The sequence below is a fragment of the Aliivibrio sp. 1S128 genome, from assembly GCF_001691065.1.
Taxonomy (GTDB): Bacteria; Pseudomonadota; Gammaproteobacteria; order Enterobacterales; family Vibrionaceae; genus Aliivibrio.
Genome location: NZ_MAJV01000001.1, coordinates 92,033 through 115,806, shown reverse-complemented (window position 1 = coordinate 115,806; position 23,774 = coordinate 92,033). Strand labels below are relative to the sequence as shown.

23 protein-coding genes are annotated in these 23,774 nt (G+C 35.6%); 9 read left to right on the top strand and 14 right to left on the bottom strand.

What is annotated here, in order from left to right; genetic code table 11:
- Positions 1–3 precede the first annotated feature (3 nt).
- Positions 4–1,755: an HD domain-containing phosphohydrolase gene (locus A6E03_RS00510; protein WP_065599942.1), complete on the top strand. Its 1,752-nt coding sequence runs from the start codon at positions 4–6 to the stop codon at positions 1,753–1,755.
- A 209-nt stretch (positions 1,756–1,964) separates the two neighbouring features.
- A complete protein-coding gene (locus A6E03_RS00505) occupies positions 1,965–2,525 on the top strand; it encodes a hypothetical protein (protein ID WP_065593100.1) in 561 nt (186 codons plus the stop codon).
- Between the two features lie 77 nt (positions 2,526–2,602).
- On the opposite strand, the gene A6E03_RS00500 is transcribed toward A6E03_RS00505, so the two are convergent.
- Positions 2,603–3,166, bottom strand: a complete 564-nt coding sequence (locus A6E03_RS00500; protein ID WP_065593101.1) for a PhnA domain-containing protein — start codon at positions 3,164–3,166, stop codon at positions 2,603–2,605.
- 415 nt (positions 3,167–3,581) lie between these two features.
- Between A6E03_RS00500 and A6E03_RS00495 the strand changes: the two genes are divergently transcribed.
- Positions 3,582–4,445, top strand: coding sequence for a phytanoyl-CoA dioxygenase family protein (locus A6E03_RS00495; RefSeq protein ID WP_083190286.1), 864 nt, complete (start codon positions 3,582–3,584; stop codon positions 4,443–4,445).
- 280 nt (positions 4,446–4,725) lie between these two features.
- Here A6E03_RS00495 and yciH read toward each other — a convergent pair whose 3' ends face one another.
- Complete coding sequence (gene yciH, locus A6E03_RS00490; protein WP_065593102.1) at positions 4,726–5,037, bottom strand: stress response translation initiation inhibitor YciH; 312 nt, start codon at positions 5,035–5,037, stop codon at positions 4,726–4,728.
- A gap of 36 nt (positions 5,038–5,073) precedes the next feature.
- Positions 5,074–5,424, bottom strand: a complete 351-nt coding sequence (locus tag A6E03_RS00485) for a DUF3319 domain-containing protein (protein ID WP_065599941.1) — start codon at positions 5,422–5,424, stop codon at positions 5,074–5,076.
- 154 nt (positions 5,425–5,578) lie between these two features.
- On the opposite strand from A6E03_RS00485, the gene A6E03_RS00480 reads away from it, so the two are divergent.
- Positions 5,579–6,493 (top strand): tyrosine-type recombinase/integrase, encoded by a 915-nt coding sequence (locus tag A6E03_RS00480; RefSeq protein ID WP_065599940.1) that lies wholly within the window; start codon positions 5,579–5,581, stop codon positions 6,491–6,493.
- Between the two features lie 37 nt (positions 6,494–6,530).
- Here the strand turns inward: A6E03_RS00480 and A6E03_RS00475 are convergent, their stop codons facing one another.
- Positions 6,531–7,523: a D-alanine--D-alanine ligase gene (locus A6E03_RS00475; RefSeq protein ID WP_065593105.1), complete on the bottom strand. Its 993-nt coding sequence runs from the start codon at positions 7,521–7,523 to the stop codon at positions 6,531–6,533.
- Between the two features lie 52 nt (positions 7,524–7,575).
- On the bottom strand, positions 7,576–8,142 hold the full coding sequence (locus tag A6E03_RS00470) for an SPOR domain-containing protein (protein WP_065593106.1): 567 nt from the start codon (positions 8,140–8,142) through the stop codon (positions 7,576–7,578).
- A gap of 224 nt (positions 8,143–8,366) precedes the next feature.
- On the opposite strand from A6E03_RS00470, the gene A6E03_RS00465 reads away from it, so the two are divergent.
- On the top strand, positions 8,367–11,051 hold the full coding sequence (locus tag A6E03_RS00465) for a bifunctional acetate--CoA ligase family protein/GNAT family N-acetyltransferase (protein WP_065599939.1): 2,685 nt from the start codon (positions 8,367–8,369) through the stop codon (positions 11,049–11,051).
- Between the two features lie 740 nt (positions 11,052–11,791).
- Here the strand turns inward: A6E03_RS00465 and mog are convergent.
- The 7 genes from mog to A6E03_RS00430 all read right to left on the bottom strand — a co-directional run bounded on the left by mog (position 11,792) and on the right by A6E03_RS00430 (position 17,257).
- Positions 11,792–12,328 carry a molybdopterin adenylyltransferase gene (gene mog, locus A6E03_RS00455; protein ID WP_065593109.1) on the bottom strand — a complete coding sequence of 179 codons (537 nt, stop codon included), beginning with the start codon at positions 12,326–12,328 and terminating at the stop codon, positions 11,792–11,794.
- 42 nt (positions 12,329–12,370) lie between these two features.
- Positions 12,371–13,600 (bottom strand): conjugal transfer protein TraF, encoded by a 1,230-nt coding sequence (locus A6E03_RS00450; RefSeq protein WP_065593110.1) that lies wholly within the window; start codon positions 13,598–13,600, stop codon positions 12,371–12,373.
- A gap of 176 nt (positions 13,601–13,776) precedes the next feature.
- The gene (locus A6E03_RS19755; protein ID WP_176703434.1) at positions 13,777–13,932 is read right to left on the bottom strand and encodes a YoaH family protein; all 156 of its coding nucleotides are present in this window, start codon (positions 13,930–13,932) and stop codon (positions 13,777–13,779) included.
- Positions 13,929–14,846 carry a DUF2861 family protein gene (locus A6E03_RS00445; protein WP_255310557.1) on the bottom strand — a complete coding sequence of 306 codons (918 nt, stop codon included), beginning with the start codon at positions 14,844–14,846 and terminating at the stop codon, positions 13,929–13,931. Before A6E03_RS00445 ends, A6E03_RS19755 begins: the two co-directional genes overlap by 4 nt.
- Positions 14,846–15,502: a response regulator transcription factor gene (locus A6E03_RS00440; RefSeq protein ID WP_065599938.1), complete on the bottom strand. Its 657-nt coding sequence runs from the start codon at positions 15,500–15,502 to the stop codon at positions 14,846–14,848. Before A6E03_RS00440 ends, A6E03_RS00445 begins: the two co-directional genes overlap by 1 nt.
- Positions 15,477–16,922, bottom strand: coding sequence for a sensor histidine kinase VxrA (gene vxrA, locus A6E03_RS00435; RefSeq protein ID WP_065593112.1), 1,446 nt, complete (start codon positions 16,920–16,922; stop codon positions 15,477–15,479). The genes A6E03_RS00440 and vxrA overlap by 26 nt, the downstream gene beginning before the upstream one ends.
- 83 nt (positions 16,923–17,005) lie before the next feature.
- Entirely contained in the window at positions 17,006–17,257 is a 252-nt protein-coding gene (locus A6E03_RS00430) for a hypothetical protein (protein ID WP_065593113.1), read from the bottom strand.
- A gap of 95 nt (positions 17,258–17,352) precedes the next feature.
- Between A6E03_RS00430 and A6E03_RS00425 the strand changes: the two genes are divergently transcribed.
- Entirely contained in the window at positions 17,353–18,318 is a 966-nt protein-coding gene (locus tag A6E03_RS00425; RefSeq protein ID WP_065599937.1) for a coproporphyrinogen III oxidase, read from the top strand.
- A 73-nt stretch (positions 18,319–18,391) separates the two neighbouring features.
- On the opposite strand, the gene A6E03_RS00420 is transcribed toward A6E03_RS00425, so the two are convergent.
- Complete coding sequence (locus tag A6E03_RS00420) at positions 18,392–20,107, bottom strand: SgrR family transcriptional regulator (RefSeq protein ID WP_065599936.1); 1,716 nt, start codon at positions 20,105–20,107, stop codon at positions 18,392–18,394.
- A 128-nt stretch (positions 20,108–20,235) separates the two neighbouring features.
- Between A6E03_RS00420 and A6E03_RS00415 the strand changes: the two genes are divergently transcribed.
- The 3 genes from A6E03_RS00415 (at position 20,236) to A6E03_RS00405 (ending at position 22,263) form a co-directional block, all read left to right on the top strand.
- Complete coding sequence (locus A6E03_RS00415; protein WP_065599935.1) at positions 20,236–21,033, top strand: AraC family transcriptional regulator; 798 nt, start codon at positions 20,236–20,238, stop codon at positions 21,031–21,033.
- A 68-nt stretch (positions 21,034–21,101) separates the two neighbouring features.
- Positions 21,102–21,920 (top strand): phosphate ABC transporter substrate-binding protein, encoded by an 819-nt coding sequence (locus A6E03_RS00410; protein WP_065593117.1) that lies wholly within the window; start codon positions 21,102–21,104, stop codon positions 21,918–21,920.
- Positions 21,921–21,981: 61 nt separating this feature from the next.
- Positions 21,982–22,263: a pyrimidine/purine nucleoside phosphorylase gene (locus A6E03_RS00405; protein WP_065593118.1), complete on the top strand. Its 282-nt coding sequence runs from the start codon at positions 21,982–21,984 to the stop codon at positions 22,261–22,263.
- Positions 22,264–22,345: 82 nt separating this feature from the next.
- Here the strand turns inward: A6E03_RS00405 and A6E03_RS00400 are convergent, their stop codons facing one another.
- Complete coding sequence (locus A6E03_RS00400) at positions 22,346–23,683, bottom strand: DEAD/DEAH box helicase (RefSeq protein WP_065593119.1); 1,338 nt, start codon at positions 23,681–23,683, stop codon at positions 22,346–22,348.
- Between the last annotated feature and the right edge of the window lie 91 nt (positions 23,684–23,774).

Below are 23,774 nucleotides of genomic sequence, written 5' to 3'. Positions count from 1 at the left end.
TTTATGCGCCATTTTCTCTTATTATTCGGGGTTTCTCTTTCTTTAATCTCACAAGTCGTTTTTGCACAACTTATTGAGACAGAGAAACCTATTAATATTCTTGTATTACACTCCTATAGCCCTTCCTATGAATGGACGATGAACATAGAGCAAGGGATTAAAAATACAATAAAAAAATCAGATAAAAGCATTCGCCTATCTATTGAATATATGGATTCAAAACGAGTTAATGGAAGTGAGTACCACGAAAAGCTCCAAACCTACCTACAATATAAATACGCAGACAAATACTTTGATGCCATCATTGCCTCTGATGACAATGCGATTAACTTTTTAATTCAAAATGCAGACCATTTATATCCAGATATTCCAATCGTTGCTATCGGTATTAATAATCATTTTATTGATTTAGGTACTTTAAAAAAACGAACGACCATCTATTATGAATATGACCATATAACTAAAAATTTAGAACTGGCTCAATCATTATTCCCTAACACTAAAACGATTTATTTATTGAGTGACAATAGCTTAACCTCTCAATTAATCAGACACCATTTCTTAGCTAAAGCAAAACAGTATCCAAATTTAACGACTCAAATCATTAATAATGAATCACTTGTTGAGGCTGCTGACTTTCTTTCCAAAGCCCCAAAAGACTCGGTAGCATTTCTAACGCACTATAATACCGAGTTAAATAAAAACAAATACTATGACTACGAAGTTGTTGCTTCAGTCTTATCAAAGAATAGTTCGATCCCTATTTTTGTATTTTGGGAGCATTACATTGGACACGGGATCTTAGGTGGGTATGTCAATCGCTCGTATTCATTAGGCGTTCAATCCATTATTTCTCTCAGTAATGAATTGAAATTTACCATAACAGAAAATAAATCGGACATCGCATCTGCTTGGGAAGGCTATTTATTTGACGCGAGTATGATAGACCGATTTAACTTAAAAAAGAAAAACCTTCCTTATGCCTCTAGTATTGTTAATGAGCCTTCTTCTTATCTATATAAAAATAGAAATATAATTACGGTTATTACTTTGTTAGTAACCATGATGCTTGGGATCATTATTACTCAATATGTAGCTATATTACGTAAGAAGGAATTAAATGAAAACAAATCTCACATATTAGCATTACAAAATAAAACGCTAACCGTTCAAAAAGAAATGATTGAAGTTCTTGGAGAAGCGATTGAAACCCGTTCAGGTGAAACAGGGAATCATGTTCGCCGAGTAGCTAAAATGTCAAAATTACTAGGTCGTATTTATGGATTACCTAAATTAGATTACGAGCTATTAGAAGTGATTAGCCCAATGCATGATGTAGGTAAAATTGGCATTCCAGAAGCAATATTAGACAAACCAGATCAATTAACTCAAGAAGAAAGAACCATTATTGAAACTCATACCATACTGGGTTATAAATTATTAACCTCTGGCGATGGTGAGATTATGCAATCTGCTGCGAGAATTGCACTAGAGCACCATGAGCGATGGGATGGAAAAGGGTACCCAAATACACTAACAGCAGAGGAAATTCATATTTTTGCTCGCATAACAGCGATTACTGATGTCTTCGATGCGTTAATGAGTAAACGTTGCTATAAAGAAGCTTGGTCTTTGGATGAGGTAATAATGCTTTTTGAAAAAGAATGTGGCAAACAATTTGACCCTAACTTATGCAAATTATTTTTACATAACATACCAAGATTTGTTGCTATCAGAACTGAGTATCCTGATTGACATCGTTGAAAAACAGCTATTTTTTCATAAAAACATGATATTTATTTAGTATTCATATTGGTAATAAATTCAATAAAAATTCATTTTGTTAGAAAATCCTCGGGGGTAATACAAATGAATTTGACTATATATGCATATTTTTAAATAGAACACGTAGTAGCTTTTATTATATTACCGTTCTATATGGGATCTAACCAAAGGACACTACCATGTTTAAATCGATTCTTTCCATTACCATTGTAAGTGCACTTTTAATACTAGGACTGTTGTGGCAACACTCATCATCGCAGCTTAATTATTTAAAGCGCGATATGGTATGGAGCTGGTCTTGGGCATACTATGAACCGTTTTCTAACGGCATTCAGACATCAAGAACTAACGACACAAAACAACTCATCTTCAGGCGTGTTGATACGATAAATAAGATATCTACTTATGTTGATGTTACCTACACAAACACATTTGAAATTATTGTCATCCATGAACAATATTGCCAACCAAAAGCCATCATTCCAACTACAGTCCAATTAAATGATTTACCCGAACAAAGTGCTAATTTTGTGTGTGAAGATAATGGAAAATCTTACCTGTTAAGAGAAGTAGTAAAACACCTCTCAACATTTAAACTACAGACATTAGATTTTAATCTATCAGAAGATTTCTCTAATTGGCCAATTGAAGAATTAAAAAAAGATCAATTCATTCAGAAGCACTCAAACTTCTTTAAGGATAAAGGGGACGATACTGTATATGAATGGAGCAGGGACTGAGATAGTCATTTAGATATTAGGTATAAAAAAAGACGCATATTAGCGTCTTTTTGTTTATCTAGTTACTAAGTAACGAATTACTTTTTACGACAGAATTCAGCGATTACATACATAGATTGACCGCCGTTCGCTTTACCTGAAACTAGGCGAGGGTCGTCGCCAAGGTTAATGCCACGGATAACAGTACCTTGTTTGATAACTTGGTTAGTACCTTTAACTGGAAGGTCTTTAGTAACCGTTACGTCGTCACCTTTTTTAAGTTCAACGCCATTGATGTCACGTGGTTTTTCACCATCAGAAAGAAGTGCTTTTTCAGCCCATTCTTTAACATCTTCTTCAACATACATCATGTCTAGAGCATCTTGAGCCCATGATTCTGTTAGTTTACTTAAAAGAACATAAGACATAACTTGAACAGTAGGAACTTGGCTCCACATACTGTCGTTTAGACAACGCCAGTGATTTACATCCATAGTTGCTGGATCTTCAATTTGTGAAGTACAAGTATCACAAATCATTACACAGTTATCTACATTGATATCTGTCATTGGCGGCACAGCAAATGGTGCAAGTGAAGAAGTTGAACCACATAGTTCACATTTAGAATCGCAACGAGTTAATAGCGTTTTTGCAGTGCTCATAATAATGCCTGTTTATTTAATTGTGTTTATATTATGCCAAGTTTATACCATAAGAAGAAGGAATGCGGTGAGAATACTGTAATTTTTCTTCTTAATCGGGGGTTTGGTATCACAAGCGTAAACATAGGTTTTCAAAGAGGTAAAACATAATCGTAAATGGCGTTAAAATTATCGGCTATTCACAAATAATCTAACGCAGAGTAAATCTAATAAATTCAGTTTTTTAAAGAAAATTTGTCTAAATTCGCGCATACAACCTAAAATTAAAGCGGATCTAGCGTTCTATTTTAGCCTTTTTATCTGATTAAACTTGAATGACTTCAATTAACCAGTACTATGCAGCAGCCAAGAATGATGACTGACATCATTAATGACAGTTTCGTTCCCATTATCCAATAGAGGTCATCGTCGTTAAATGGTAAGACATCAACATCAGTTGCAAAGTAGCTATGAGGAACAAGGGTATTTTGTTATTAGAAATTATTTTACGGCATCTGAAATTTCATCTCTTAGAGAAATAATATTAAAGTTTCATGAGCTATGGAAAAAAGACAACGCAGAATTTTATCAAGAAGAAGCATTTAACTCGTCTTTAATTACTGGCAGCCAATACTTAGGCTTCAACGATAGAGTGACACTGTTTAACTTCATTAGCTCAAAGAAAATAATGAATGCTGTAGAGCTAGTTATTCCTACGAATCCTGTTTTCATGAATACTCAATTATTCTTTAATCCAGTAAAGCCTCAACAAAGAGATTTCTGGCACCGAGATTGTCAGTACGATCATGACGTTGAAATACAAAAAAAAGTAATCCACGATACGCAAGTCGTGCATCTTCGAGTTCCTTTATTTGATGAACTCGGCATGGAGTTAATCCCTGGGACACATAAGCGTTGGGACACTGCAGAAGAATTTGATATTAGACAAGAAGAGAATGGACATGAAAGCCATGAAGACATATCAGGCGGAAAAAAGATCCCACTTGCTGCTGGTGATTTATTGGTTTTCTCAGCGGATATGATACATCGTGGTTTGTATGGATTAGACCGATTAGCATTAGATATTTTAACCTTTGATTCAGCCGCAGATTTTGTTGACTACATAGATGACGATTGTTTACCAGAGCCATTAATACTAAACAATATAGATGACCCTAGATTATTTATAAATGCCATAGAATTAAAATCAAAATACGCTTTGTATGAAAGCGATTGTGGATCAGAAAAAATAAACGAGTATGTTTATGATAATACAGCGATTGAAGCTGTAACTCTGTAATATGAAATCAACAATAAAGATTGAGCCTGCTTAAATGTGGGCTTTTTTATACCAGAAGTCACCCTTGAGTTAATTAACCTTACAGTGCGCATTATATATCTTATGTTAAATAGGGTTCAGTAGAACTATAATCTATATCTAAACCTACACCCTATCTATTTATGCAGTTAACCTGCGCTCATTTAACCATAATACTATTTACCATAAAATAGCTAATAATCATTCAATAATACTTCGTATTCATCGTTTGATTATTAGCGTTCATTTTAATGCTTTAAGATTAACCGCCAGCAAGTTTAACGGTATGACCTTGCTTAGTTAAAAAGTCTTTAATTTTTTCGCGGTTATCGCCTTGGATCTCAATATCGCCATCCTTTACAGCGCCGCCACAACCACACACTTTTTTAAGTTGTGCTGCCAGTAATTTAAGTTGTGTATCTTCCATATCAAGGCCAGTGATGATACAAACACCTTTACCTTTACGACCTTTGGTTTCTCGTTGGATGCGAACAATACCGTCACCTTTAGGACGTTCTTGTTTTACTTCTTCTTGTTTAATACGGCCGACATCCGTTGAATATACTAAAGACATAATTAATCTCGTTTTTTAATGATATGTGATTGTAAATTATTTTTCGTGTTTATCCAAAAACCTTTTTATTGCAGGTAATGAACCTTTTGCTAACTTACCGTGATATAAACAATACCAACTCTTAGCTTCACCAGTGTCATTTTTAATAGCAAAGCCTTTATAACCTTCAGATTGGCTTTTACTTTTTTGATCATTAACGGCTGTTTCGCCCATATCACCAAATTCTTTGGGCTGAATAATAGAGCCGGTGTCGCTCCACCAATCTATGCTTTTCTTTACTGCACTTAAATGTCCATGTAACACTTTGTTTTTTATTAATACTTTCCAATCATCAGGAATATCTGTTTTATTTTCAATAAAGAATCCTCTGTATAATGATTTCTTCATACTAATTACTCTTTTAATGTCCTGATTGATAATCACTAGGTTCAATTATTTCATTCTTTTATACTAGATAAAAACTTAGATTTCGTGATCTTATGTCAATTTTAATAGTATGGTATAGTCAACACAGTATAATTCAAGGTTATGGTGCATCAGGATGGATAAAAAAAGATTCCTTTCAACGGAACTTGATATTGCGACATTAAACACTTATTTAAAAAAGGACTATTCCAATAATAGTCTACTTTCATTTAAGAATGACTGGAATAATTTTGTTTTATTTTGTCAGTTTCATCATGTTGTTGCTCTTCCTGCCTCAACGACGGCTATTCGTATTTTTATAGAGAAGCAAGCTAAAGAAAAAAAACTGTCTTCTATTAAGCGTTCACTTATATCCATATCTCATATACATGCTGCATTTGATTTGAAGGACCCAACTAAAACAGCTCAGGTAAAAGTCGCTTTGGGTAAAATCCGTTTAGATAAAAAAGATGACAATAAACAGACTGAAGGTATTACGGCGATGATGCTTGATAAGTTAGAAACTTTGTTTTCTCACTCGGTTGAATTGAAGGATATTCGTGATTTATGTATTTGGCATTTAATGTTTGAGTTACTTCTAAAACGTGGAGAACTCCGAGATTTACAATTGGATGATGTATGTTTCGATGAATCTAACCATGGGATGGTAAAATTGCAACAATGCTATTACCCACTCTCAGATGGTACAAACCACCTTCTGACGAATTGGATCAACGCATCGAAAATAACAGATGGGTATTTATTTAGAGCGATTGATCGCCACCAGAATGTATCAAATAAGCATTTGAACGATTCATCCATCTATCGTGTTTTCCGCCGTGCGAATGAATTGTTGGATCTAGATATTCAATTTTCAGGATTATCAGCCCGTGTAGGAGCGACGAAAGAACTCGCAAAAAGTGGTTATTCTATCCATGAAATCCAAGAAATGGGCCGTTGGGTAAGTCCAGCGATGCCTAACCAATACATAGGTAATATCGAACGTTCTGAGCGACAAAAATCTCGATTTAAAACAAATAAGCCTGATTAATATCAGGCTTATTTATCATTTAACACTCACATTGTTCTTATTTTATCGCGTTTAATATCGCTTTTTGTAAGAACATTTTGAAGTCACCACCATTATGTTCTAATAATTTAGGGAACATAGAAATTGGGGTCATTCCTGGGAATGTATTCACTTCATTTAAATATATCTCGTTGTCTTCTGTTAAGAAGAAATCAATACGAGATAAATCTTTCAGCTTCATTTGAGTAAATACTCTTTGGCTGTATGTATTGATCAGCATTAACTGCTCATCTGATAAATTAGTCGCCGTTAAACTTGTTGTTGAATGGCTACCACTGCCATATTTTTCATCATAAGAATAAAAGGCACCATCTGGGGCGGTTACTTCACCCGGAGGCGTTGTAAACAATTGCCCATCAATCTCATAAGCAGCAACTTCTAACTCTCTTGGTTTTACTGCTTTTTCAACAAGAACCTGAGCTGAATATCCAAAAGCATCATTAATTGCTTGTGATAACTCATCTTCCAACGTTACCTTGTAACAACCAACAGACGAACCTTGGCAAGCGGCTTTAACAAATAACCCACCCCATTTCTTAAATGCAGCTAATGCAGAGGTATGAGTCTCTTCATTATTTTCAGTTAAGAATAAATAAGGAGTATTTGGTATACCAATTGCGTCATACCAAAGCTTTGATGTGATTTTGTTAAAACTGTTTGTGCTTGATTCAGCGTCACAACCTAGATACGGAATACCAAACATATCAAGCATTGATTGAATGTCACCCGTTTCTCCTGGATACCCATGAATACAAGGGATAACATAATCTACAAGCCCTAAATTATCTTCACCACAAAGTAATGATTTATCAGAGCGTAGTTCATATTTCAAACCTGATTCAATATGAAACCAAGCACCTTCTTTTATCTCAAGATGTGTGATTTGGAAGTCATTTAATTCAGAAAGCTGTTGAGAAATGTATTTTGAAGAAACCAAAGAAACTTCATGTTCAGTACCGCTACCGCCACAAAGTAAAAGGATATGAGTCATAATATTCACTATAAAAAACAATCGGTGAGCTTAGAAGCGCACCGATTAAATATTAATTTAATTTATGTAATTCAGGATTATCTGAATTTTTAATACTATTGATACTACGAACAAACGGCTTATACGCTTGAATGTCTGCTGGTAGTTGCTTAACGGCTTCTCGAGCCTCTGCAGGTGTTGCAAAATCGCCGTATAATATAGTATACCAAGGCATATTATTTACTGTTTTACGGTTCAACCAAACTGGTTGTTCGCCAGTAAGTTTTTCTGCATATTTTGTAAGATCCGTTTTTCGGCTCAATGCTAAAATCTGCAATGTGTACCCATAACGATTATGCATCTCTTTTTGTTGTTGAGTTGGTGGTAATATTTTGATTGCAGCATCAGATTCAGCAACAGCGGCTGTATCTTCTGGAGTGAGTTTAACAACTGGCTTTTCAGCGTCAGCTTGCTCTACTGCAGCAACCTCAGTTTCTTCAAAAGTAACCTCTTCTTGCTCAATAGGTTGAGATACTTGATAAACTTCTTCTGAAGATTCTGTTGTGATATTTGTGGTATACGAACTACTTGTACACCCTGCTAGTAGCATGGTTAACGTAATAGGAATGATTCTTTTCATTTTAATTCACAGTTTATAATTGATGCTGATTTCCTAATTCTGCACCTGATATTCCTTACAATCAAGTCTTTAGCCTTGTAACTGTTCAATTACTCCAGAATTTATATGTAAATAGCAATAAATTAGGTGTTTCTGTGCGCTGTGTTTTGTTTATATTACTCTATGACACTAAATTATTTAATCTCAGCTATCTTATTCTTATATAAGGATTAAGGGAGTGTGTAATGTCTGATTTAAAAACACTGTTACGGCCCCGCTCAATTGCGGTAATTGGCGCGTCAATTCATTCTGATCGAGCTGGTCATATTGTCATGCGAAATCTTCTTGATGGTGAGTTTGATGGACCTATTATGCCGGTACATCCGCATTATCATTCGGTTTGCGGGATCTTAGCTTATAATGATATTAAATCGCTGCCTATTACGCCTGATTTTGCGATCTTATGCACCCCAGCTAAAGAGAATATAAAGATACTAGAGCAATTGGGTGAAAAAGGAGTCAAACTTGTTATTATCCTATCATCTGATATGAATCTGCATTGTAATGGCATTGGCGAACCTTTACCTTATGAAGCTGCACGAATCGCAACTCAATATAATATGCGTATTCTTGGCCCTAACAGTCTTGGGATTATTTTGCCTTGGGTCAATCTTAACGCTTCTTTTTCTCCTATTAACGCAAATAAAGGAAATATTGCTTTTATTTCTCAGTCTGCTGCAGTTTGTACCACTATTCTCGATTGGGCTAAAGAGAAAGAGATTGGATTTTCTGCGTTCGTGTCTCTAGGTGATGGCATTGATATTGATTTTAGTGAACTGCTTGATATCTTATGCTCCGATTCTAAAACAGACGCCATTTTACTTTATATTGATTCAATAAAGGATGCCCGACGCTTTATGTCTGCGGCACGAGCAGCGGCACGAAATCGACGTATTCTTGTCGTAAAAAGTGGTCGTTCTATAGCAGGAAGTAAAGCTGCACAACTGCATACCAATGGTGAAATTAGTCTAGATGCTGTTTATGATTCAGCCATCAGACGTGCTGGTATGTTAAGAGTATCTAATACTCATGAATTATTTGCCGCAGTAGAAACCCTTGCGCACCCTATTCCTTTTCGTGGACATCGTTTAGCCATCATAACGAATGGTGGCGGACCTGCTATTATGGCCGTTGATAGCTTAATGCAAAAAGGTGGGAAATTAGCGCAATTAACAGAGCCACTAGTTGAAACACTTAATCAAAAATTACCACTAAATTGGTCACATTCTAATCCTATTGATATTGGGGGCGACGCTAATGAAGAAAGGTACTGTGAATCTGTTAATGCTCTTTTAAATAGTGATGATTGCGATGCTATTTTAATCATGCACAGTCCGTCTGCTATTTCTAATGCGACGAATACGGCTGTAAAACTTATTGAGTTAATTAAAAGCCACAAACGAAAATCAAAATTCACAATCTTAACTAATTGGTCTGGTGAAACATCATCTAAAGAAGCAAGATTACGCTTTACTCAAGCGGGAATTCCCACGTATCGAACGCCTGAAAGCTCGGTTTCGGCTTTTCTTCACTTGGTTGAATATCACCGTAACCAAAAATTATTAATTGAAACTCCAGTATCCTCTGGCCATATAAATAAACATGATGCTCAAATGGCCCGGAAATGGTTAGATGATTGTGTATCACATGATCTCGTCGAATTAGATACCCATGAAACACAAGCCCTTTATTCATGCTATGGATTTAAAACTGTAGATACTTGGATAACTGAAGAACCAGTAGAAACTGGATATATATCAGAAAGCATTGGTTACCCTGTCGCTGTAAAGCTTCGCTCTCCAGATATTCCACATAAATCTGATGTCCAAGGTGTGATGCTAAATTTAAATACTAAAGAGGAAGTTATCTTAGCGGCACAATCCATTATTGACCGAGTCTCTCTAAGTTACCCAGCGGCAAGAATTTCAGGACTTAGTGTACAAAAAATGGCTCAGCGAGCAGGATCCCAAGAATTAAGAATTAAAGTGTGTCAAGATCCCGTCTTTGGCCCTGTGATCTTATTGGGTGAGGGTGGATCTGAGTGGGATCTAAACAATAACGCTGCTGTCGCTTTACCGCCACTTAATATGGCGTTAGCCGAGAACTTGATAAAGTACGCAATTAAAGAAAATATCATTCAAAATAGAAACACACCGACTAAAATGAGCTTATTTGATTTAAGTGCTTTTCTTGTGCGCCTGTCTCAAATGATACTTGATTGCCCTGAAATTGTTGAGCTCGATATTCATCCGCTGCTGATTTCTGGTATGGATCTCACTATTATTGATTCATCAATGAAGGTACAGCATTTTACGGGGGATATACATAAACGTTTGGCTATTCGACCTTATCCTAATGAACTAGAAGAGTTTTCACAATTAAAAGATAACAGCTCGGTGTTGCTTCGCCCTATTCTTCCTGAAGATGAACCCAAGCACGCTGATTTCATTTCTCAAGTTTCACATGAAGATTTATATAAACGTTTTTTTTCTGATGTTGGCGAGTTTAACCATGAAGCCTTAGCCAATTTCACGCAAATTGACTATGATCGAGAAATGGCTTTTGTTGCAACAAAACAAATAGAAGGTGAAGAAGTCATATTAGCGGTTGCTCGTGCACTGTCTGATCCTAACAACAACAATACAGAATTTGCAGTTTTAGTTAGATCAGATCTAAAAGGATTAGGCTTAGGAAAGATCCTTATGGATAAAATCATTCGTTATTGTCGGGGACAAGGCATAAAAGTAATGACAGGTATGACTATGCCATCTAATCAAGGAATGGTTGGATTGGCTCGACATTTTGGATTTAACATCGATATTCAAATGGCTGATGGTGTTGTTGAAATGCATCTTATCTTAAATGATTAACGCTTACTAAAATAAAAAACCAAGATAAACAGTGTTTATCTTGGTTTTTATATAGATATAAAGTGTTTTAAAAAGGGTTATCTATATTATTTAGCTTGTTCAGTTTTTTCTTTTTTTACCATAATTGCACCAGCAATAACAAATGCAACTAACAATAAAACTTCCATTAACTTATCCTATTTAGTGTAAAAGTAATCAACCTGCATAATATACCACCAATAAAAATAAATTAAATACCTCTGACCCAATTTTGTAAACATTCTGTCACAATTTTTGAGATACATTACGTTTTCTTAAACATAATACACTTGATGTTGAAGCGACGAGGTTAACACTTAGGTTTCTATCAATTACTATCCTTTGCTTAGTTCTTTAGTATCGAACTCAGAATAATAAGATGAAACGACTATTTATGTAAAATAGAGTTACCCTCTACATTATTTTATTGCGAGGATACCATGAATAAATTAGCTGTTATTTTAATTATCTTACTCTTTTCTTCATCCAGTCAGGCGAAAAGTGTTTCTAAATATTATAAGGATCATCAATCAAAGCGCTGCGAGACTCTAAATAGAGTTCTCACTCATGTTAATAAATTACTGAGTTTTAGCGAAGGCAACGCATATAAAGAAAGGTTGAAGGAAAAAAAGGCATTGAAAAAATTACGAAAAGAGAAAAGTTGTTAAAAAGCCAACTCTTATGTATTGGCTTTAAATATTAATAGAATTTGATACTAAAACCTATTTTGCTTTTGGTCTAAAAGGTTTGATTACTTCTTCATTACATTCAAGAAATGGACCATCCATTAGATCAATACAATATGGAATTGCAGGAAAAACAGCATCCAGACATTCACGAATAGATTTTGGTTTTCCTGGTAAATTTACAATTAATGAATCTTTACGCAGCCCTGCCGTTTGACGTGACAAAATAGCGGTTGGTACAAACTTTAATGATTCTGCACGCATCAATTCACCAAACCCAGGCATCATACGATCACATACGGCTTCTGTTGCTTCTGGTGTAACATCTCGTTTTGCAGGGCCAGTGCCGCCAGTAGTAACAACTAAGCAGCAACCTTTTTCATCAGTTAATTCAATTAGTGTTTTTTCAATGATATCTTGTTCATCAGGGATAACGACATATTCAGGTTCCCATTCAGATGTTAGATAATCATTTAATGTTGCCATAATTGCTGGACCAGAAATATCTTCATAGATACCAACACTTGCACGATCACTAACGGTTACAATGCCAATTTTTGCTTTTTTAGTCATAATGAATTCTTATTGATGTAAGGTAGTACCATTATTACAGATTTAGTATTCGTAAGCCATATTGACAGATACACCATACGTTGAATCTACTGAATAGATTGCAGCTAAATCAAGATGGAACATGTTTAACGGTGAGAAACCAATACCTGCGGTAAATGCATCATCGTATGTACCCACTAAATCTTTCTTAAAACCACCACGTAATTGAATTTGATACAATAAATCAAATTCAGCACCAACTCTTAGCATCTGCATATTATCGTTTAACTCAACAAAACGTTCTTGTTCATTGAGATCAACATCAGCGGTCAAAATAAAATAATTAGTCATGAAAGCAATACCCGCCGTATAGATTGGTTCCATATTATACGTATATTGAGTTATGCGAGTTTGTTTTCCTGGCCCACCGGTATAAGCTGAGTTTCCGATAAGTTGACCTATTTCAGCATCAGACAACCCTACCGTTATTGATGATTCTTTTGTTTTAATCTCTTGAGATATTAAATTTTTACCTGCAAGAGCGAATCGCCACGGTCCATGAAACCACACGGCACCAACATCAAAATTAAAATTGGTTTCGCCGGTTTCATAATTATCTTTAATGTCATCAAATTTAAAATCAACAGCAGATGCACTGTAATTAAACGTGTAACTTTGTTGAATTTTAGGGGTGATACCAATAGTTAGATTTTGCCCTAAAAAATTCGTATATCCAGCAAAAGCGACACCAATTTCTGTAATACCAATAGCAGCTGCATCGACAGTTGCGTATGATATATCCAGCAGATCCGCCAATGCAGGATCAGGTAAAGTACCATAAGATTGACTTTCTACATCAGCAATAGCAACAGACTCTAATGACGTTTTTGCATAAAAGTTCATAGATAAGTATCGATTTGGAATCGCAAATGCAATTGCAGCGCCTAATTGAATTTGTGCCGTATCACCCGATAAATCAGACAGTGCTTTTGTCGCACCAGGTACATCTATCTTATCGTAAGCACTTATTAATTTATCAAGATCATCAACCATGTTGTCTTTATCAACAACCTGAAGACCAAAACTTGGTAATAATAAACCTGCATCATCTTTTCGGCTGTAAATAGCAATCAATGCGGGGTTATAAAAAACACCAGTCAAATAATCAGCTGACGCAGTACCAGCCCCACCCATTGCATCAATTCGACCATCAACACTGTAGTTAGTCGCATGTAATTGAGTTGACATCACTGCGCTGTACGATAGTAAGCCAATTTTTATCCACTGTTTCATTTTTTATAAACTTAATAAAAGATAGTTAACCCTTTATCGACTTTGTTGGTCGTAACTTTAGGAAAAACTAGGTATTTATAGAAGTATTTAAATATAAAGGACGGTAGCTTGGTGTGAAATCGTAGTCGTTTTATTCATAAATAAAAAATCGAGATACTAAGATCTCGATTTTTATTTTATTTCTTCGCTTTTTCCGCTATTTCTGCTCTGATTTGTTCTGAAATCATTTTAATAGCCTCGCCACTACTAACACCTTGACGCATTAGCTCTTGGATTTTTTCTACTGCTTTCTGCTGTTCTTCATGAGTTAACGTTGGTACATCTAACATCAGTTTCTCTCTACATTTTCTAGTCCATCAAAATTGATGACTTTAGTTATTGCTTGTATTTCTTGAATCGAAATGGGCCCTTGGAAGCGCTTATGGTTAAATGATACACTCAAAATATAGCTTCCGGGTAAAACATTCGTAGAAGGTAAGCTTTTAGGAAACTTTTCCTCATACGATTCTTCCCATAATTTTATATATTCATTATCTTGATGGTCATAAATCCCAACAGACATTTCGGGTAATGGGCAGTTAGAGTTAAGCAAACCTGTTTGCGTTGTCTTCCACTTTTCTTTCCCTAACCAAGACACCGTCATTTCCGTTTTAGGTGTACTAAGTACTATCCATGTTTCCCATTGCGTCTTTTCTTTATCATCTGCGGTAATTATTAGCTTATATAATCCATTCTTGACTCGGTTATTAAGGGAGTCACTCCCATAAATATACTGCGTCACCGATTCATCTTGAGTCGGTATTTTTCTGATCGATGGATTAATAAGAAGCTCTTCATCAGGCCACTTAATAAATGATAAGGAGGATATCTCTTTTTTACTGTCAAATTGAACCATCAAGCGGTGATGTAATCGGCCAGGACTTTGAATTACCATCCTTTGAACACTTAATGATGTTAACCATTTAGGAATTACAATTGTTGATAAGTCACGACCGCAACTGTCTGAAATTGCAACGCCCATCAATTTATCAATATTTTGAATAACGTTATTATCTGTTGTGCTTTGCAACACTTCGATTGAAGTACTAAATCCTTTTAGTGTTTGACCTTCAAGAAATTGTTTATGCGCAGAAAAAAGAGCAGATTGTTCATTAAACCAATCCGCTGAATGTGCTAGAGGAAAATGAGTTAAACAAAAAAAACCAATCAGAACAGTGGCTATTTTTTGTTGAAACAAATTCATCATTACGCTTTCATTTTGTAGCCAACACCACGAAGAGTTTCAATCTCAATTCCTACAATCTTTTGACGTAATTGAAGAATGTGAGTATCAACCGTTCGAGTCGTTGGGAAATGGTTATAACCCCATACTTGATCAAGCAACTCATCTCGAGTAAATACTTTACCCAAATTGGTTGCTAAAAAGAGCAATAGGTCAAATTCAGTCCTAGTTAGCGTTACGTTGTCACCTGAATTAATAACATCTCTTGTCGAAGTATCTATTGATAGATGCCCAACAACCAATTTGGTTTTTATTTCTTCCGATTCAGGCGATCTCAAATGGGCTCTTAAACGCGCTAATAACTCAGCTTCCGCAAAAGGTTTAGTCAAATAATCATTTGCCCCAGAATCTAGACCTGTCACTTTATCTCTTACAGAAACTAATGCCGTTAATAGAATGACTGGGATGTCTTTAATTTGTTTCCATTGAGGTAACCAAGTTAATGAGTCCCCTTCAGGTAACTGACGATCAAGAATAACAATATCAGCATCAGCCCATAGACCTGATACATTTGTTGCATTTTCTGAGTGAAGGCAATGATATCCCGCTTCTTCCAAGCTAACGATTAAACCATCAGCTAAATTTTTATCATCTTCAACAAGTAGGATTGTCTGTTTCACAAGGTATCTCCAGTATAAAAGTTGTTGGTGGCCCCTGAAGAGTCATGGTGCCTCCCATTCTTTTGATCATTGATTCAACAATCGTTAGGCCTAAACCTAACCCTGCTTTACTAACAAAAGGGGTTTTTAATTCTTTCCAATTTGCTTTTGTTAATTGACCGCCATCAATGACTTCAATTTTTAATTTTTTATTTTCAACTGTAACACTTAAAATGACAGGTTGAACCCCATATTTATGTGCGTTACTTATTAAATTATCTATACAGTTTCCCAGCCAGTAGATATTTACCCTTATTGCTGAGTCTTTATTTATTTTAAATTGTACTGGTTGGCGATACTCCATACAACGGTAACTGAGCCACTCTTCAACCGATGGGATCCATTCAGTTGCAAAGCCTTTATCGTCTGATTGTAAATAGTCTTTACTTGCCTCTGCCAATTGGCGCAATCTTCTAGAATCTTCACATAAACGTCTAAATTCGTCATAGAGAGATTCAGGTAATGATTCAAACTGTCGTCGGAAACCTTCAACGGTGAGTCCTAAGCTCGCAATTGGCGTTCTTAATTCATGTGTTAATATTTGCAATACTAACATTCGACTTTTCATTTCTCTTCGCTTGCCGTTCCATTGAGAGATACCCCAACCCACAGCTAAGCATAAATTTGCAAACACTAAGATTAAGACACTATAAAAAAGAGTCTTCGAGTTACTCTCTTCCTGCCAGCACACATTACCGTTGCGTACGTAGCAGTTATCTCCTTGTTTAAACTCTGCCATATCAAGTTCAAATTTATCTAAATTCTTTTGTTTTAAGCTCAATGGATATAAATAATATCGACTGCCTTTTCTTATCCATAAAAGTTTGTCGGCAATAATCGTATCAGAACCACTAATAATGGCTCTTATCGCTGTATCATCCATGTCTTGTAAATGATGTAGTAATGTTCCTTCTGCCCCTAATGCTCTTTCTTTTATGTGCATATAAGGTTCTAATTGAGTCAATCTATTAGGGTGAGCTTGCACATATCGATATGCGTAAGAACCACCACCTGGGTGTATCATTCCAGAGCGAGCAAACCAATTCGTGGGCAGTTTTATTCCTTTACATAGCGCACGGATCAGAACTAATGGCTCGCCAACCAATGGACTCACCGGCCATGGTCCAGTACACGTTTGTGCATTTTTGTATAATTTTTGTAATTGGCTGTAAGGATACGACGCTGTTTGTGGCAAAAGCGTATCAGGTGACAATAATACTGTGGGATATTCTTTTTGTATCAAGCGAATGTCATATATTTCGGTTGCTTGCTCTTTTTTAAATGCTTTTTTAAAGCTATCGATCTTTGTTGCTAAACTCACCGCATATGAAGGGAAGCTAATTACCAACAACAATGAAAATAACAAGCGTTTATCTATCAACAGAGAATCCTATTAAATACAGTAAAAATAAAGATCAATCTATTCAGTATATTATAAATTAGTTAGAATACGAACAGTTTATCTCACTTCATTGTTACCTTCCCGCCAATCATTTTATATGCAGGGATCCCTCTTATTAATGTTTCCCGAGCAAAAGTAACGCCACATTCAGGGCATGAGCATGCTATTTTTGTATGATTTTCAACAATGCGTTCAATAAAGCATTTAACTAAAGCACCTTTCCCTCCTTTGCGATACTTATAAAGTAACGTTCTGCATTTAGAGCAGTAAATTTGTACCGTTGTTGTTGGCCCTTTCTTATTTGGTTTTGCCATCGATAATTTTTGCTCTTTGGTTGCTATCAATAAGTATTTTATTTTACACTCAAATCCTTGTGTCTTTTTAGTTTATTGTACCTCATAGGATTTTCATGCGAAATTACGCTCAACACCCTCATGCTCAAAAAGTATTAACGTGCCTTACCGAGGTTCAATCCTATTTTAAAATGGAACTGAGCAAAGTAAGCAATCTAATTAATGCTACTACAGAATTTTCAGAGATAGAATGGCTACGAGATGAAGGAATTCATGGCGGAGGGAAGCGATTTGAATCAGTCGGAGGTGGGTTATTCAATCGAGCGTCAATTAACGTATCTCAAATCCATTATGAAGATGTAAAAGACAAACATTATAATAGCGCTACCGCTCTTTCTACTATCATTCACCCATTGCATCCTCTTGCTCCTTCTATACACATACATATAAGTTGGACGGCTTTAAAGGATGGAACAAGTTATTGGAGAATAATGGCGGACCTTAATCCATCCCATTTCGATAAAGACGATAAAGAGTACTTCGATCAAACATTAAAAGTGGCAACAAAGGAGTATTACTCTGAAGGAACAAGGCTTGGTAATCAATATTTTGATATTCCGACGTTAAATAAGCGCAGAGGTGTAAGTCATTTTTACTTAGAAGCATTTAACCCAATAAATACAGATGGAACGGAGTTTGCGCATCAATTTGTTATTGAAGTCATCAATACTTACTGTCACCTTTTGACTTCACATATTATTATGGCTGTTCCGCCAACAAGCGAGCAGATACAGCAACAATTGAATTACCACACTCTTTATTTATATCAGGTACTCACTTTAGATAAAGGAACCACTGCCGGTTTGTTAGTACATAACCAAAATGATGTTGGGACATTAGGTTCTTTGCCGTCTCACATTAATCGTGATTTATTAGAAGAATGGCAGTCGGTCTCTCCTGAACCAATTAACTCATTAGTATCTGAGTTGTTAAACGTATTACCAAAGCAAAGTATTTGTTCAATAACCCCAGATATAAAAGCAAAGTTAGCTCAAGCTGTACGTAGATTCTATGAACAATAACGACTCTTTTAGTTGATAGAAATAAGCCAGTGATACTAATTGGAGCTATTGCTGGCTTTTTTCTTTTAAATAACTATATATTGGGTTTTATCCAAACAGTATTGAAATCAAACCACCCTAATCCATTACATGATGCGTTTTGAATGCTGTTATTTACATCTTCACTTATGCCCATCCACCCATGGAATAATGGCGTTATTTGGCCGCAATCAACTAGATATCGACATATTTCATTTACCGGGAAATATCGCTGAGGTGAAGATTGCCATTCTTCAATCAACAACGAAATATGGTTAAAATCATCTTCTGGCATAACACGTTCAATTTCATTAAACGCAAATAACCATGATAATAATGCTTCAGGACATTGTGTTCCTAAGCTCATACCTCGCAGCCAAATATCTATATTTGCTGTTTTTTCTTCATCAAGAAGATCGAGCGTCTCAAATGGGTGTACTTTTAATACAATGCCATCATTCGCTAATTTCTGTTTAATGATTTTTCCAAGCAACGGGTACAATGGATGTTCATTCTCATAACCTAAATGTACAACACTTCCTTTATTTGGAATTTCACATTTTTTCTGTGGTCTATTTAAACAATGTTGTAGACCTGGCAGTAACCCATACGCATTAAAAAGACCGATACCGTTCATATTTGCATTTTCTAGCTCACTTAATAACAATAATGGCGTAATTGTTTGAGTTAAGTAAGTCTTCCAATTCTCATCTTGAGGTAAGCCTGATTTTCGATTAAATAGAATGTAACTACATCCCCTATCCACATCGACTTTTTCGCCATAAGCGGTTGTTGGAGATAGTTCTGAATTTTCGTACACCTCCAATCCCAACTTCAATTGAATTGGAGCGACTTCAGGTAAGATCCAAACTTCGACAGAATCAATTAATGGTCGATAACCAAAATAGTTCTCGTTAGCGACAAGGATGAGTTTCTTTTCTGTATTTTCACTCACTTTATATGGCCCGGTACCAATAGGTAAACGGCTATAATCTTGCGCAATATGTACTGATGCAGGAATGATCTTCGCATTAAACTGCGCTAATTTTGAGTCAAAATAGTGATCATCTTTATCTAATAAAAAATCAATCACATTAAGATTAGGGCTAACAATCTCTTTGATATGTTTAAATACAAAGTTAGCTCTTAATGAAAGGAATGTCTCTTTAATATCTTCAAAAGACAGTAGTTTACCATCATGAAAGCTCACGCTTGGGCGAATATAAAAGCGCCAGTGCGTAGGAGCTAACATTTCCCAATGATGAGCGATATCCCCTTCGATATCTCCTCTTTTATTCCACTGAGTTAATCCATTAAAGATTTGTTGGACTAAATGTTGCTCTGAGCGACGTATCGCTAATGCAGGTTTAAGAATATGAAGTTGACGATAATAAGGAAGCTTTACAACTTGTTTCCCCTTTTCATGAGAAACACCAAGCACATTATGGATAAGCTCAAGCAATGCATCTTGGTTGCCATCTAAAATTTCTAATGCAACATCAAGTTTACCATCTTCAATACTTCGTTTTGCTAATGCAGAATAAACATGATCAGGTGTTGAAATAAATTCTAAGATCGAACTTTTTCCACGCCCAACCGCTGGACGCCATACAATCCATTGTTCATCAGACATTTTTTTAAGAACCATACGAGTATTTCGACGAGTACAGCATAATAAGTCAGCAATGTCATCGATTTGAACTCCAGCAGAGCTGCGATGATAATGCTTATGCAATTTTTCAAATTGTGTACGTAAACGTGGACTACCCATAAAGCACCGTTCATTTGGTTGATATAAGTCTTAATATGAACTCAAACATTGAGACTTTGAGCTTATGCTCTTGATTTTTCAATAACTAAGTTTACACTAAATTTTGAGTATTTAAGAGGAAATTCAAGATGATCCCAGTTCAATTACATGAATTCACTTCTCATATGAGAAGAAAATCTGATCGTTATCCTGTCGTTCGTAACGGTATTTTTCTGGTTAAGTCTGGTGAATTGATGTACCAAGATAAAATGGGAGAATCCATCACTCTTACTGGTGGTGATTTTCTACTTTATAGTTCTGGTGATATATCTAAAATTGATATTTCAACTTCAACAGGTAATTTCACGGCTGAATCCTTTGTTATTGATAATGCTATTTTTCAACGATTTATAAGCTATACTAACGCTGAAGATCATATAGGCTCAACTCGAGAATCGTTTAAATTCAACCAATCAGATCGTCATCTTGTTTCTCTTCTTACTATATTAAAAGAACAATTAGCTGATAATCCCTCTCCGAATACTGTTGAATTCATGACCTTAACTATTTTAAGTGAAATGGTTAATCTGCATCCTGAATTACTTGATTTTATATATCGAATTTCAGTCTTAACAATATCTCAGCAATTAATTCGTTATGTAGAGCAAAATATTGCGTCCGATTTAACTATTGATACCGTTGCTCCTAAATTAGGTATGTCTTCATCAACATTAAAGCGAAAACTTCAATCAGATAAATTGTCGTTTGCAAATTTAGTTAAAGTAAAACGAATTAACCACGCAGCAACACAGCTTAGAGTTACAAGAAAAACAATAACGGAAATAGCTTACGAAACTGGATTTAAAACAGCGGCCCATTTTAGTACCACTTTCAAAGCCGTAACAAAAATGACGCCAAAAGAATTTAGAGAACAAATACACGCTTAAATAAATAAATGTCACAGAGATGTAATACTCTCGTTTTATTATGTTTTTTTTCTTTACGAGACTAGATCATGTTTAAAGCGTTATCTTACACTAGCCTTATGGCAACCGTTCTGCTTAGTTCAACGGTAATGGCTGCAAATTCCAATACAACTGTCGCAGGTTCAACGTCGGTATCAACCTTATTAGAACCTTTTATTGAGCAGTATAATCATAGTTCTGAGCATAATATTGATCTTCAAAGTATTGGTTCTAGTGCTGGCATCGTTATGCTAAACACTGGCGCTGTTGATCTTGCTATTAGTTCAAGGCAACTATCCGATACAGAAAAAGAAACTCTTTCTTCAAAACTCATCGCCTATGATGCTATTGCTGTTGTTGTACACCCTGAAAACCCAATTAAAAATCTTACGGCTGAAAATATCTGGAAGATTTATCACGGCGATATTTCAAACTGGAAAGAAGTCGGTGGTGAAGATAAAAAAATTGCAGTCGTAACTCGAGAGTTAGCATCCGGGTCTCGATTTTCATTTGAGAACAATTTAGGATTAACTAAAGAGATAAATTCGTTTACGGTTTCAGATATCAGCAAAAACGCAATTGTAGTGAATGGGACAAGTATGGTGAAAAGTATCGTAGCTCGTAACCCCCACGCTATTGGTTATACATCTGCCGGTTCTATTGGCGATCTTGCTCAACTGCATATTGTTACAATCGATAATATTCTGCCAACAGCCCAAGCTATTATTGACAATAAATATCCACTTTCTCGTCCCTTCTTATTTGTTTTCAAAAATGATGAGCTATCGACACAATCTAATGAATTCATTTCTTATATGAACTCTGATTCGTCTATCCAAAAAATTCAATCATTAGGTTATGTAAAGTAACAGTTGAAAAAAAACAATGAATAACCTATTGTTAAATTGAATTTAATTACAAGGATGCGTCATGTTAAGTGTAAATAGCTATTTTGAAGATAAAGTAAAATCAATTGGGTTTGAACAAAATAGCAATGCTATTTCTGTAGGCGTTATGTTACCAGGTAACTACACATTTGGAACAAATGCTGCAGAGAAAATGACAGTCGTTACTGGCGCGTTAGAAATCAAACGTACTACAGACATTGATTGGGTTGTATTTTCTTCAGGAGAGAGTTTTTCAGTTGAAGGCAATTCATCTTTCGATGTGAAAGTGAGCATTGAAACCGCTTACTTATGTGAATACTTATAATTTCATATTAATGATGTAATGTACAAAAATGGCTAATGAGATACCTCATTAGCCATTTTTTTATCTAAAATAAATACTTATTTTATTCGTCATCAACAACCAATGTTTTTGGCTTTTTCTTTGGCATAAATACTTGATCACCCACTGCCACATTTGTGTGGAATGAATTATCACGTTTCTTAGCAGCCTTTGGTTTATGAGTTCCACGTTTTGCTGTATTTTTCTTCGCGTCGTCTTTCTTAACAAACGTACGTTTCTTCTTAGGTACAAGACCTTTGAATTTACCTTTTAGATCTTCAAATACAGAGAACGTTAATTCTTTCTGTAAGAAGTTTTCTATACGTTTAAAGCTTTCCCAGTCTTTTGGACCAACTAAAGAGATTGCTGTCCCTTTTTTACCAGCACGACCAGTACGACCAACACGGTGAACGTATTCTTCCATATGTTTTGGCATATCGAAGTTGATAACGTGAGTTACGCTAGTTAAATCTAAACCACGAGAAGCAACGTCCGTCGTAACTAGAATTTTATGTGCGCGACGTTCAAACTGACTCATGATGTTATTACGAGCGGTTTGGTTCATGTCACCACTTAGTGCTACTGCTTTAAGCTTACGCTCATTAAGTCGCTCGGTTAAACGATCAGTGTCAGAGCGAGTCGCTGTAAAAATCATGATTTGGAAATATTTTTCTGTTTCAATGATTTTATCTAACAATGCTTGTTTATGATCTAAATGATCGCACAAGTAAAAGCTTTGCGTAATATCCGTATGCTCATCTGTTGATAAACCAACAGAAACAAATTTAGGATTATCAAGCATATTGCCAGCAAACTGAGTCACTGCGTCGTGGTCTAATGTTGCAGAGAACATTAATGTTTGACGACGACGGTGGTTTGCTGCTTTATGGATTTTTTGTAAATGCTCAGCAAAGCCAAGATCAAGCATACGGTCTGCTTCATCAAGAATTAGCGTTTCTAAGCCATTTAAGAACAAAGATTGATGCTCTAAATGATCAGCTAAACGCCCTGGTGTTGCTACGATAAATTTAGGGAATTTACGTAATGCATTTACTTGGTCATTAAAGTTTTCACCACCGGTAATCAAGGTAGCGTCATAACTTAAGCCACCTAACATACTACGGAGATGAGTATAAACTTGTTTTGCTAATTCACGCGTTGGTGCCAAGATCACTGCACGAGGATCATTCTTCGAGAACGATTTTGATTTCAGTGATTTATGAAGCATTGGTAATACAAACGCTAACGTTTTACCTGAACCAGTTTTTGATGACGCAAGAATGTCTTTACCGGCCATCGCAACAGGTACGGCTTTACGCTGAATTTCTGTTGGTTTTTTGATGTTCTGGTGAGCGAGATTTTTTAATAGGCGATTATCTAAACCTAAATCTTTAAATTGCAAAAGCTTGCACTCCGATTTCGAGTATTATTGATGAATAACCAGTCATTCTGGTCTAATGCGGCGCATTATAACATAAGTGTCGTTTATCCTT

Excerpts from the sequence above, each read along its gene's own strand:
- A6E03_RS00510 (WP_065599942.1), top strand. The coding sequence starts at position 4 with ATGCGCCATTTTCTCTTATTATTCGGGGTTTCTCTTTCTTTAATCTCA.
- A6E03_RS00505 (WP_065593100.1), top strand. The coding sequence starts at position 1,965 with ATGTTTAAATCGATTCTTTCCATTACCATTGTAAGTGCACTTTTAATA.
- A6E03_RS00500 (WP_065593101.1), bottom strand. The coding sequence starts at position 3,166 with ATGAGCACTGCAAAAACGCTATTAACTCGTTGCGATTCTAAATGTGAA.
- A6E03_RS00495 (WP_083190286.1), top strand. The coding sequence starts at position 3,582 with ATGGTAAGACATCAACATCAGTTGCAAAGTAGCTATGAGGAACAAGGG.
- yciH (WP_065593102.1), bottom strand. The coding sequence starts at position 5,037 with ATGTCTTTAGTATATTCAACGGATGTCGGCCGTATTAAACAAGAAGAA.
- A6E03_RS00485 (WP_065599941.1), bottom strand. The coding sequence starts at position 5,424 with ATGAAGAAATCATTATACAGAGGATTCTTTATTGAAAATAAAACAGAT.
- A6E03_RS00480 (WP_065599940.1), top strand. The coding sequence starts at position 5,579 with ATGGATAAAAAAAGATTCCTTTCAACGGAACTTGATATTGCGACATTA.
- A6E03_RS00475 (WP_065593105.1), bottom strand. The coding sequence starts at position 7,523 with ATGACTCATATCCTTTTACTTTGTGGCGGTAGCGGTACTGAACATGAA.
- A6E03_RS00470 (WP_065593106.1), bottom strand. The coding sequence starts at position 8,142 with ATGAAAAGAATCATTCCTATTACGTTAACCATGCTACTAGCAGGGTGT.
- A6E03_RS00465 (WP_065599939.1), top strand. The coding sequence starts at position 8,367 with ATGTCTGATTTAAAAACACTGTTACGGCCCCGCTCAATTGCGGTAATT.
- mog (WP_065593109.1), bottom strand. The coding sequence starts at position 12,328 with ATGACTAAAAAAGCAAAAATTGGCATTGTAACCGTTAGTGATCGTGCA.
- A6E03_RS00450 (WP_065593110.1), bottom strand. The coding sequence starts at position 13,600 with ATGAAACAGTGGATAAAAATTGGCTTACTATCGTACAGCGCAGTGATG.
- A6E03_RS00445 (WP_255310557.1), bottom strand. The coding sequence starts at position 14,846 with ATGATGAATTTGTTTCAACAAAAAATAGCCACTGTTCTGATTGGTTTT.
- A6E03_RS00430 (WP_065593113.1), bottom strand. The coding sequence starts at position 17,257 with ATGGCAAAACCAAATAAGAAAGGGCCAACAACAACGGTACAAATTTAC.
- A6E03_RS00425 (WP_065599937.1), top strand. The coding sequence starts at position 17,353 with ATGCGAAATTACGCTCAACACCCTCATGCTCAAAAAGTATTAACGTGC.
- A6E03_RS00420 (WP_065599936.1), bottom strand. The coding sequence starts at position 20,107 with ATGGGTAGTCCACGTTTACGTACACAATTTGAAAAATTGCATAAGCAT.
- A6E03_RS00415 (WP_065599935.1), top strand. The coding sequence starts at position 20,236 with ATGATCCCAGTTCAATTACATGAATTCACTTCTCATATGAGAAGAAAA.
- A6E03_RS00410 (WP_065593117.1), top strand. The coding sequence starts at position 21,102 with ATGTTTAAAGCGTTATCTTACACTAGCCTTATGGCAACCGTTCTGCTT.
- A6E03_RS00405 (WP_065593118.1), top strand. The coding sequence starts at position 21,982 with ATGTTAAGTGTAAATAGCTATTTTGAAGATAAAGTAAAATCAATTGGG.